Source organism: Scytonema sp. UIC 10036, assembly GCF_009725235.1.
In genome coordinates this window covers 1-11,460 of record NZ_WJFC01000310.1, presented here as the reverse complement: position 1 = coordinate 11,460, position 11,460 = coordinate 1, and the positions used below count along the sequence as shown (strand labels likewise).

Annotated in this window: 8 protein-coding genes; 7 read left to right on the top strand and 1 reads right to left on the bottom strand. The window is 41.5% G+C overall.

From position 1 onward, the window contains the following. The first annotated feature begins 206 nt into the window (after positions 1 to 206). From smc to F7734_RS58130, 6 genes are all read left to right on the top strand, one after another. Positions 207 to 3,866, top strand: coding sequence for a chromosome segregation protein SMC (smc, locus tag F7734_RS58155; protein ID WP_155753234.1), 3,660 nt, complete (start codon positions 207 to 209; stop codon positions 3,864 to 3,866). A gap of 80 nt (positions 3,867 to 3,946) precedes the next feature. Continuing rightward, on the top strand, positions 3,947 to 4,948 hold the full coding sequence (locus tag F7734_RS58150; protein ID WP_155753233.1) for a PRC-barrel domain-containing protein: 1,002 nt from the start codon (positions 3,947 to 3,949) through the stop codon (positions 4,946 to 4,948). A gap of 172 nt (positions 4,949 to 5,120) precedes the next feature. Continuing rightward, positions 5,121 to 6,209, top strand: coding sequence for a transposase (locus F7734_RS58145; protein WP_347566469.1), 1,089 nt, complete (start codon positions 5,121 to 5,123; stop codon positions 6,207 to 6,209). 113 nt (positions 6,210 to 6,322) lie between these two features. Then, positions 6,323 to 6,661 (top strand): hypothetical protein, encoded by a 339-nt coding sequence (locus F7734_RS58140; RefSeq protein ID WP_155753232.1) that lies wholly within the window; start codon positions 6,323 to 6,325, stop codon positions 6,659 to 6,661. Positions 6,662 to 6,665: 4 nt separating this feature from the next. Continuing rightward, on the top strand, positions 6,666 to 7,856 hold the full coding sequence (locus tag F7734_RS58135; RefSeq protein WP_347566468.1) for an ATP-binding protein: 1,191 nt from the start codon (positions 6,666 to 6,668) through the stop codon (positions 7,854 to 7,856). A gap of 178 nt (positions 7,857 to 8,034) precedes the next feature. Beyond that, entirely contained in the window at positions 8,035 to 8,313 is a 279-nt protein-coding gene (locus F7734_RS58130; protein ID WP_155753231.1) for a hypothetical protein, read from the top strand. 189 nt (positions 8,314 to 8,502) lie between these two features. Here F7734_RS58130 and F7734_RS58125 read toward each other — a convergent pair whose 3' ends face one another. Further along, on the bottom strand, positions 8,503 to 10,104 hold the full coding sequence (locus tag F7734_RS58125; protein ID WP_155753229.1) for a tetratricopeptide repeat protein: 1,602 nt from the start codon (positions 10,102 to 10,104) through the stop codon (positions 8,503 to 8,505). Between the two features lie 316 nt (positions 10,105 to 10,420). Here F7734_RS58125 and phnD point away from each other — a divergent pair, with 316 nt between their 5' ends. Continuing rightward, the gene (gene phnD / locus F7734_RS58120) at positions 10,421 to 11,311 is read left to right on the top strand and encodes a phosphate/phosphite/phosphonate ABC transporter substrate-binding protein (protein ID WP_155753226.1); all 891 of its coding nucleotides are present in this window, start codon (positions 10,421 to 10,423) and stop codon (positions 11,309 to 11,311) included. The last annotated feature ends 149 nt before the right edge of the window (positions 11,312 to 11,460 follow it).

Sequence of the window (11,460 nt, the reverse complement as noted above, 5' to 3'; positions counted from 1 at the left end):
CCGGCATACGCCATTCGCCATAGACTCGTCGCCTCGCAGATGTGTAAAAGAGACACATCTCACAATTCTCTTGATAAACTAGCCTTAAACTCTTCTCATTCTCTGCGCTCTGGAGCGTCCTCTGCAGTTCAATTACCCAAACCCCCTAACCTCTTGATAACTTTGTTGGTACACTTGAACTTCATTCCCCCAGTTAGCAACCACCTATGGTGCATATAAAACGGGTAGAACTCACAAACTTCAAATCCTTCGGCGGTACGACCTCTGTCCCCTTACTACCGGAGTTTACCGTCATCTCCGGACCCAACGGTTCCGGGAAATCCAATATTCTCGACGCACTGCTTTTTTGCCTTGGACTCGCCAGTTCAAAGGGAATGCGGGCGGATCGCCTACCCGATTTAGTCAACAATAATCAAACTGCAAAGGGAAGAGCCAGCATCGAAGCGAGCGTTACAGTGACATTTGATTTATCTGACTTAATCGTAGACGACGTACACCAAGTTCCAGAAGTCGTTATAGACGAAGAAACCGATGTCACAGATTCAGCAATTGATGAAGAAACCGATCGCCAGGAACAAAGCGAAGAGGAAAAATACCGCAAAGCCAAAATTCAAGCAAAATCTGGTGTGGAATGGAGCGTCACCAGAAGGCTGAGAGTCACAAGCCAAGGAACTTACACCTCAAATTATTACATCAATGGTGTTTCCTGTACCCTCACAGAACTGCACGAGGAACTAGAGAAACTAAGGATTCACCCAGAAGGTTACAATGTCGTACTACAAGGGGACGTTACCAGCATTATTTCCATGAACTCTCGTGAGAGACGGGAAATTATTGATGAATTAGCAGGGGTAGCAGCATTTGACCGCAAAATTACCCAAGCTAAAGGAACTTTAGATGAAGTTAAGGAAAAAGAAGATAGCTGTCGCATTGTAGAGACGGAGTTAATTGCACAACGCGATCGCCTTTCCCAAGATCGTGCTAAAGCAGAAAAATACCAAAAACTTCGCACTGAGTATCAAGAAAAACAACTTTGGGAAACCGTTTTATCGTGGCGTTCCTTACAAAACCAGCAAGAAAAATTAGCCACACAAATCCAAGAGGGCGATCGCACTTCTACAGAACTCACCACCCAACTAGCAACCCTAAAATCAGAAATCGCCCAAAAAACAACCGAACTCGAACAACTCAACGCCCATGTCAAATCATTGGGAGAAGAACAACTTTTAGCAGTACAATCTACCCTTGCTACCCAAGAAGCAGAACGCAAGCAACTTCAACGCCAACAAACAGAACTAGAAACAGCAATCCAAGAAACCATCAAACGCAAGCAACAAACAATTCAGGAAATTCAACAGCACCAGCAAACCTTAGAACAACTCGCACAAAACGAGAGCGAACAAACCCAGTACATTTCATCTTTACAAACTCAACGAGATGAAGCACAACAAGAATTAGAAAAATCTCGCGAGATAGCAGCAGAAATTGCTTCCGCCTCAGAAGCTTGGGTACAGCAACAAACAGCTCTCAACCGTCAAATAGAAGCCGTGCTGCAAACCCTCGATCCCCAACGCACGGAACAAGCCCAGTTACGAGAACGCAACAACCAATTACAGCAACTTATCCAAGAACAAACAGAACTGATTCAAACTTTAGAACCCCAGCTTGCAGAAAAACAAGCTGAGTACACTCAAGTTGAATCAGCGTTTAATGCTTCAAGCGAACCCATTCAAGCCCTAGCCGAAACTTTATCCGCTACAGAACAAGAACTGCAAATCCAACAAGATACTCAAAAGCGTCTTTTGCAAGAACAAAGGGAAAAACAACGCTCCTTAGACAAGCTAGAAGCCCAACAAGCAGCCCAACAAGAAGTCCAAGGAACCCAAGCCAGCAAATTGATTTTGCAAGCGGGTATACCAGGAGTCTGCGGGATGGTTGTACAGTTGGGACGCGTGGAACCTCGCTATCAATTGGCTTTGGAAATTTCAGCCGGGGCGCGTTTGGGACACATAGTCGTGGAAGATGACAGCATAGCCTCAGCCGGAATTGAATTGCTCAAACAAAAACGTGCTGGTAGGGCAACTTTTCTTCCTTTAAATAAAATTCAAGCTCCAAAATTGACTCAAGATTTTACACTGCGCTACGCTAATGGCTTTGTGGATTATGCTGTTAATTTGATAGAGTGCGATCGCCGTTACAAAGATGTGTTTGCTTACGTTTTCGGGAATACGGTGGTGTTTGAAAATTTACAACAAGCACGCCAGCAGTTGGGATTGTATAGAATTGTAACGTTAGATGGAGAATTGTTAGAAACCAGTGGAGCCATGACTGGGGGTAGCACAACTCAGCGTTCGGCGTTGCGGTTTGGGACGGTGGAAGCAGCTGAATCTGAGGAAGTTGCTAGTTTAAAGCGTCGATTGGCAGATATTGAAAAGGTTTTAGAGCGTTGTGGTGAAGCAATCAGTTCTCTGTCAGTCAGAACAAAACAACTGACACAAGAACTGACTGAAGCAAGACAAGGGCGGCGAGAACAGCAGTTGCACACCGAACAACTACAGAAAGAGATTAAGAGTTTGAGCGCACAGTTAGAAGGAACGCGATCGCAATTAACTCAAAACCAGGAAAAGTTAGCAACAGCCCAATCTCGTTTGGAAGTGTTGGAGCGGGAATTACCAGGTCAAGAGCAACAATTGCAACAATTAAGACAGGCGTTGACGGAGTTGGAACAGTCCCAAACTCCGCAAGAATGGCAACAAATTCAAGGGACTATCAAAATTCAAGAGCAACAATTACAACAAAGAGAAGCAGCATTGCGAGAAGCCGAGCAAAAACTGAAAAATTTAGAAAACCAGCAGCAGCGCTTGCAAGAGAAAATTCAAGAATGCTCAAGCCGCATCCAAGAATATCAAGAGCAACAAACATCATCAACAGAAGCTCTACAGGGGGTATCGACACAAATTGCCGAACTCAACACTCAAATTGCAGAAATTCGGGCAAATTTGAGTGAAATGGAAAAGAATTTAGGAGAAGAAAAACAACAACGCGATCGCACAGAACAAGAATTGCGATCGCACGTCACCAGAGAGCAACAGTTGGAATGGGAACAGCAAAAGCTGCAAGAAACCCAGCAAACAAGGCGAACTGAGTTTGCCACATTGCAAGAACAATTGCGTACAGTAGGCGCAGAATTACCCAGCCCATTGCCAGAGGTTCCAGATAAAGTAGATTTAGAAGACCTGCAAAAAGAATTGCGATCGCTAGCCAAACGACTCCAAGCAATGGAACCCGTCAATATGCTAGCGTTGGAACAGTACGAACGTACTCAAAAACGTTTGGAAGGACTCAGCGAAAAACTGCAGACTTTAGAAGGAGAACGCACCGAACTTTTGTTACGAATTGAGAACTTTACCACCTTACGCCAACGCGCCTTCAAAGAAGCCTTCGATGCAGTGAATGAAAATTTTCAATCCATCTTCGCTACCCTCTCCGAAGGCGACGGTTACTTGCAACTCGACAATCCAGAAGATCCATTCAACAGTGGATTAAACCTAGTGGCACACCCCAAAGGCAAACCAGTGCAGCGACTCGCTTCTATGTCTGGAGGAGAAAAATCCCTAACAGCGTTAAGTTTTATTTTCGCACTCCAACGCTACCGACCCTCGCCATTTTATGCTTTTGATGAAGTTGATATGTTTTTAGATGGGGCAAACGTAGAACGATTAGCTAAAATGATTAAGCAACAGGCGCAACAAGCGCAATTTATTGTTGTCAGTTTGCGCCGACCGATGATAGAATCAGCCGAACGCACAATTGGCGTGACTCAAGCGAGAGGAGCGTACACCCAAGTTTTGGGTATTAAGTTATAATCCAACCATACGAATGCTTGAGTTTTTGATAATAATAGTGTATATAGACAACCGGATTCGAGATCAGGACTCGGTACATAATGACCTCCGAACAAATTATTAGACGTTCCGATATTTTAAACACCCAGGTAATCACCCGCGATAACGGCAAACGGCTTGGCATCATCAGCCAAGTTTGGGTTGATGTCGATCAGCGAGAGGTTGTGGCTCTTAGCTTGCGAGACAGCCTGATCTCCATTTCTGGTGTGCCACGTTATATGTATCTCAATAGCATCAACCAAATTGGCGATGTCATTTTGGTTGACAATGAAGATGTCATAGAAGATATTGAAGTCGAATCTTACAGCAACATAGTCAGCTGGGAAGTCATCACAGAAACAGGAGACGTGTTGGGGAAAGTACGGGGCTTCAAGTTTAATGGGGAAACAGGAAAGATTTACGCCATTACAATTGCATCATTAGGGCTACCGCAAATTCCCGACCAATTTCTCAGCACTTATGAGATTTCGGTAGACGAAATAGTCAGCACGGGACCAAATCGACTGATTGTATTTGAAGGCGCAGAAGAGAGAGTGACCCAACTGACAGTTGGTGTGTTAGAGCGCTTGGGTATTGGTAGAGCACCTTGGGAACGTGAAGACGCAGAAGAATATGGTGGAGGTTATGCTTCCCGCACCATAGCACCAAGCAATCAATTACCACCCGGTGTCCCATTAGAGCAACCCAAGCCAAAAATTACCCGCGCACCCGAACCCGTAATGGAGGAGGAATGGCACGAGGATTATTATGAAGAAGAACGTCCTACGCGTCGGGTGATGGAAGCACGGCAGTACGAATCCGTACAGTACGAAGAAGAGGAAGAAGACAATTGGAGTGAAGCAACAGGTCAAGATAGGTACAAGGCACAACCCAAGTACGAATCAAAACCCAAAAACCCCAAGCCATACAGCAATGACTATGACGATTATGACGACGATTTAGATCGCGATGCTTGGGCTGATGACGAACCACCAAAACCCGTAAATATTCCCAAGAAGATTAAGGAGAAACAGCCAGAGTACGAAGAAGAAGGCGGATATTAAGCGATCGAGAGCAACAGGGAACGGGAAGAAACGACCCGTTTCGTGTTGCCTTTTTCATTGATGAGAGAGAATTGATGTAGGTTGGGTTGAGGAACGAAACCCAACAAATCAATGAGAGAGAATTGATGTAGGTTGGGTTGAGGAACGAAACCCAACAAATCGATGAGAGAGAATTGATGTAGGTTGGATTGCAGATGCGGCAAAATCCAGGAGATATTACCCCCTACAAAAGAAACCAGAACATGAATGGACGCAATGTTTAGGTAAAACTAGGCAAGAGGCTGTGTGTGAAGCAGAAAGCGCAAAGCGGCAAGCTTTAAAGGCGTGGAAATCTCAGCCAAAAACCGAGCGGGGTAAATTTGAAATGCGATTTCGTTCTTGTCGGGATAAATCACAGGTTATCCAATTCAAGAATGATGCTTACAAGAATGGTACGTGGTTTCCTAGTAAGGTAAAAGGATTGTTATTTTGTTCCGCAATTGGGTACGAAGTGCCGCAAAATTGTGCTTATGGAACAGAGTTAGTTTATCAAAAAGGGCAATGGTTTGCGTGTTTCCCTGAAGTGCGAGAGGTAGTAGCAACTGAAAGTGATAGAGTGATTAGTCTTGACCCCGGTAATCGCTGTTTTTTGACTGGGTTTGACGGAGAAAACATCTTAGAGATTGGTCAGGGAGATATCGGACGAATCACTAGATTGTGTCTGCACCTTGACCGACTTATCAGTCAAAAAGTTTTAGCTAAGGGTCAGCAAAACAAACGGAAAAGATATCAGCTATCTTTAGCTATAGAACGTTTGAGAGAAAGGATTCGTAACTTAGTTAATGATTTACACCACAAAGCATCCAGCTTGCTCACTAGTGCGTACAAGCTTATATTTCTGCCCACTTATGAAACCAGTCAAATGGTTTTGAAAACTGCCCGAAAGATTAACAGAAAGTCAGTTAGAAATATGTTGTCTTGGGCAACCGGAAGATTTGCCAAACACTTAGAACAAGCAGCATTAAGAAGCGGTGTGATCGTAGTTAGGATTAATGAATCTTACACCTCAAAAACTTGCCCACACTGTGGAGAAATTCATCGGAAACTAGGCGGCAACAAAGTGTTTGCTTGTCCCAAATGTAAGTTTACGGCTCCCAGAGATTGGGTAGGCGCGGTTAACATTATGTTGGCTGCTTTGCAGGCTACCGCCTTCCTGGTTAAGGGAACACAACTGTCTATTGAGTCCTTAACCCAGAATGTTGTAGTCTCACAATCTTGTTAGAGATGTGAGGCTTAAAGGTAGCACACAACGTATCGCTAGTAGGCTTATCGCTTCTGCAAAGAGGAAGCGATCGCGCTGGATTACAAGTTCAGCCAAGTCATAACATTACCTTAGTGGGTGGTAATTTAACGCTTGATGGTGGATTGCTGATTGCTGATTCTGGCAATATCGAACTAGCAGCTTTTAGGAATGCGGAATGGAGAATTGGACAAAATAATTCAGCCGCAGAGCTTGTTACTTCACCTTCAACAAATTTAGGGAATATTCAACTGCGATCGTCAGCCCTTGTAGATGTCAGTGGAATTGCTACAGGTTCTGCTTATTTACGAGGGAAACAAATTGAATTGCAACATGGTTCTGCTGTCATTAGTTCCCGCTCGGGTGCAACCAACATTACTAGCTTGAGGAAGGACGGAAACTTTTCACTTTCGGACGTTTTGCAGAAGCTGTGAAGGTTTGGCAAACAGCAGTGCAACAGTATCACACTCAAGGCGATCGCATAAACTTCAATTGGTGCGAGGGGCAAAAACACTAAAAACTAATCTTCAAGGAATTTCTGGTATTTTTTCGTCTCTCTGGATTGTTTTGTGGTCTATCCTTGGTTCTGGAGGAAGTTTGTGGTTAGCCAGTGCGGGTAGTCGATGGTTTCTTCCCGGTGGCAAAATTCTTTGGGCAACTGTAGGTTTCAGTGGGATATTGCTAGTCATTACTAGATTAAAACTACATCTAAAAATTTCCCATCTTACCCGTACTTTAGAACAACGGGTGCAAAAACATACAGCAGAACTAACCCAATCTTTACAAGAGTTACAACAAACTCAGCTACAAATGATTCAAAGCGAGAAAATGTCAGCTTTGGGTAATTTAGTAGCGGGGATAGCACACGAAATGAATAATCCCGTTGGTTTTATCTCGGCTAGCCTCAAACAAGCAAAACCAAGTTTTATAGATATTATTGAACATTTAAAACTTTATCAAGAAAGCTTTACACCCAACCAAAAAATTATTAATCATACCAATGAAATTGATTTATCTTATTGTATAGAAGACTTCTTCAAGATGCTGGATTCAATGATAGTGGCTTGCGATCGCATTATAAGTATTAGCAATAGTCTCAGGACTTTTTCTCGGAGCGATCGAGACTACAAACAGCCATTTAATTTACATGAAGGGATCGATATCACAATTTTAATTCTCAAACACCGTCTCAAAGCTAATGACAAACGTCCCGCAATTACAGTGTTTAAAAAGTACGGTGACCTACCTCAAGTTGAGTGCTTTCCCGGTCAAATAAATCAAGTGTTTATGAATATTCTGGCAAATGCTATTGATGCCTTAGATGCTTCTAACACAGAGCGTATTTTTGCTGAAATTACAGCTAATCCCAACCGCATTACAATTACAACACTCGCCGCCGAGCGACAGGTAAAAATAATTATTGACGATAATGGTGTTGGGATGAGCGAGGAAGTAAAACAACACATATTCGACCACTTATTTACTACCAAAGGAGTCAACCAAGGTACGGGGTTGGGATTAGCGATCGCAAAACAAATTATTTGTGATAATCACAATGGACAAATTGACTGTCTGTCAATTCCTCGTGAGGGGACAAAGTTTGTAATTACACTGCCAATTTCAGCTTGAGCAAGTTCTGCGGTTCGTGAAACAACTACCACTCCATTGCCTACTGTTTTTATCAACTGGCGTTTAGACTATAATTAGAATCTGAGAACGAGAAACGGGAAACTAGAAAGAACTAAGTTACCAAATGTAAATATGCCTGAAACCCCACAAATGACCAATGACAAATAACAAATGACCAATGACCAATGGTATAATTTACTATAATAACAGTGAAGTAAAAAAAATCCTAAATATTAATATGGCAAAAAGTGAATCAGCAAAATTATGGCAAAAAGCACATAAAGAAAAGGTGAAACAATATAACAAAAATTATAGGAAAAACAAAACTACCCTGTCCGTGGTTTTAGATGATTGGGTCATTGAACAAATTCAGCAAGAGAAAGACCCTACACAACCTTGTGGTGCTTGGGTTAGAGAGCTTGTTGAGGCGTGGGCAAAAAATCGCTTGCAATCTTAGAGCAAAAAACACAGATTTAACGTAGGTTGGGTTGAGCAACGAAACCCAACATCGCTCGGCATTTGTTGGGTAAAGCTTCCGATCTACCCAACTTACAATTTCCTCAACCCTTGCAGTATTGGTCTCACTTTTTGGTCTTTCGTTCCCAGCTAAAAGCTGGGAACGAGCTGGGGGATGTGACCGATTTGGCTAAAAATTTAAAATATCTAATGAGTCTTCTATTTCTAAATCGAGAACTCTTTCCCGTGCATTTTTGTGTTCTTCTAGTTTACCTTCTTTGCGGTAAAAATCTGCCGCTCTCTGAAAATCTTCTAGAGCTTCTTGCTTATTTCCTAAATTTAAGTAAGTATGTCCTCGGTTGAAATAAGCATCAGCGTCATGAGAATTGACTTGAATAACTTGAGTGTAATCCTTAATAGCTTCTTCGTAATCTCCTAGCTCGTAACGAGCATTGGCGCGGTGGTAAAAAATATTAATATCTTTAGGGTTTTTCTTAATTGCTTGAGTGAAATCCTCAATCGCTCCTTTGTAATCCCCAATATCATGACGGGAGTGACCGCGTTTTTTATAACTGTCTGCGTCAGTGGGATGAACTTCAACAACTTGAGAGAATCCTTGCTTATCTTTTAGCAAGTTCGGATTCATTTTCATTGCCTGAGTATAATCTTCTAATGCGCCTTGACGATCGCCTATATGAGAACGCACATCAGCACGGTTTTTGTAAGCAAAGGCGTCGTTGGGATTTATTCTAATGGCTTGGGAGTAATCAGCGATCGCACCTTCATAATCTCCCAAATGATACCGGGCTAAACCGCTTCTAGTATAGACTTTGCCATAATAAGGATTTATTCTAATGGCTTGGGAGTAATCAGCGATCGCACCTTCATAATCTCCCAAATGATACCGGGCTAAACCGCGTTTGTAGTAAATAATGACATCTTTAGGATTGAGTTGCAAAACTTCATTGTAAGCTCCGATTGCGCCATCATACTTTCCTTTCTCAAAGTATTCATCACCCAGTTTTATATAAAGCTGGCTTAATTCTTCATTTCGTGACGGAGAATAACTAGTTTCTTCACGGTAGAAATTGGGCTTCATCAACTGAGGTTTGGGTTGCACCTCTGGAATTTCTCGTTTGGTAGGATACCTGTAAATAGGAGCTTGTTGTCGGGGAAAGTTATCATCTGTAAAAGTTTGTAACTGTTCTAAATAGCAACGCAATCCTCCGCCATACATTAATTGTTCCATACCAAATGTGACTTTACCTGTCCTAAGCTTAATCATTTGGGTTGGAAGAAAGCCAGCTAAAAAGAGATGATATTCTGGTTGTGCTTCATTCACCTCTTCTTGAATTAAAATGCAAACAACAACTGCATTTTTTTGCACTTCTTCTATACCGATAGACCATCTAGCTTTATCAATACTGCCGTGACGAGATTTTACGGCAATGCCAACAGAGGAGTCAAAAGTCAGTGTAAAATCAACCTTACCATCGCCACCGAAGCGTTTGTCGTAATCCACTTCTGTAATAAAATCTGCCAAACGTTCTTTAACAACTTCTTCACCTAACTTTCCTTTGAGATTGCTAATAAACACATCACGAACGGGAGAAGTACGTTTGTATTTCTCAGCCATCTGCCAGCAAAATTCCCGAAGTGCCTTTAATCTCTCACCAGAAATAACTGTTAATTCGCTATGTTGCCCTTCTATTTCACAATGCAGCAAACGACCAGATGTGAATCTTTTGATAAAATCTGCCTGCAGCGATCGCAGTAGGGTAATCCAGTCCATTTATTGTTTTGCGAATCCTTATTAACAAGTTATTTTACAAAAATAACAAACTGGTGTACATCTGTGTTCACTCAACATCTCCAGAAATTCATTGTTCATCCTATACAACCCTCTACGTAGATAGTTAGCTCTTCCTACACTACTTAATATTGATTATCAATAATTAAGGAATACCATAACAGGTGATGCAAGTAGCATTTTTTCAAGCTGGCAGCGCGAGCTACACCGTACTAATATCAGTAATACTACTGTACTTTTTCTTGTTGATACTGATTAAACTAATAACATTTTCTATGATTTATCTATTTTTTTATATATGCAAAGACGTAACTTTATTTGGTATTCTCTTCTTTTTAGTAGTGGTTGTACGATTGCCAATCCACTAAATGATATTTCTAAGAAATCAGCTAGCAATTTTCCTAAAAAATTAAGATTTACAGTAACAGATGTGAAAGGTTTTAAAGAGTTACAGCAAGATTATGAAGCTTTTCGGACTGTATTAGAGGATATATTAAACATAAAAATTGAATTTTTTCCTGTAGAAAGTTTTGTAGCAGCAGCACCAGCCTTACAGTTTGAGCAAGTGGATATAGTTCTTGCGGGTCCATCAGAATATGTCATTTTAAATGCTAGGGCAAAAGCAGTTCCTATAGTTGCCATCAAAAGACCAAAGTATCATGCAGTCATTGCTGTTCGTGCTGAAAGTCGGATTGAGTCAATATCTCAATTAAAAGGAAAAAAAATTGCTATGCGTTCAAAAGGAGGAACTGCTGGACATATTTATCCTACAAAGCTTCTTCTTGATGCTGGATTAGATCCAAAATCTGATGTCAAAATTCTCTTTCTAGGAGACAAGGGAATAGAAGCCTTAAAAAAAGGAGATGTTGATGCTTTAGCACGCTCTTTGTCAGGATATGAAAAAGCTTTGAGAGACGCAGGTTTATCGGAAACAGAATTTCCAGTGATAGCAAGTGGACCGCTTTTGCCTAGTGATGTGTTTGCGGCTAGTAACAACCTCGATACAGCTTTCATAGAACACATAGGAAATTTGATGCTCAAACATCAAGATAAGTTACTTCAAGCTATGTTATTAGCCCCAGGTAACGAGCAGTTTCAAGGTTCAACAATGACGATGGCTGTTGATACTGATTACGATATGATTCGTGAAGTTTATAAAGCAATAGGAGAAGGTGATTTTATTCATTAAGTTGATGAACGAACGTAAATATTTATCTTTGGAAAAAAGTGAGTAGAGAGAATGGGGACTTAAAAATTATGAAAAAACGACAATTTATTTATAATGTTTTCCTGTTTATTTCTGCTTGTTCATCCGCCAATAATTATAATTTTATTACA

Bases quoted from the DNA above. Each gene is read 5' to 3' on its own strand.
- smc (WP_155753234.1), top strand. From the start codon at position 207: ATGGTGCATATAAAACGGGTAGAACTCACAAACTTCAAATCCTTCGGC.
- F7734_RS58150 (WP_155753233.1), top strand. From the start codon at position 3,947: ATGACCTCCGAACAAATTATTAGACGTTCCGATATTTTAAACACCCAG.
- F7734_RS58130 (WP_155753231.1), top strand. From the start codon at position 8,035: ATGACCAATGGTATAATTTACTATAATAACAGTGAAGTAAAAAAAATC.
- F7734_RS58125 (WP_155753229.1), bottom strand. From the start codon at position 10,104: ATGGACTGGATTACCCTACTGCGATCGCTGCAGGCAGATTTTATCAAA.
- phnD (WP_155753226.1), top strand. From the start codon at position 10,421: ATGCAAAGACGTAACTTTATTTGGTATTCTCTTCTTTTTAGTAGTGGT.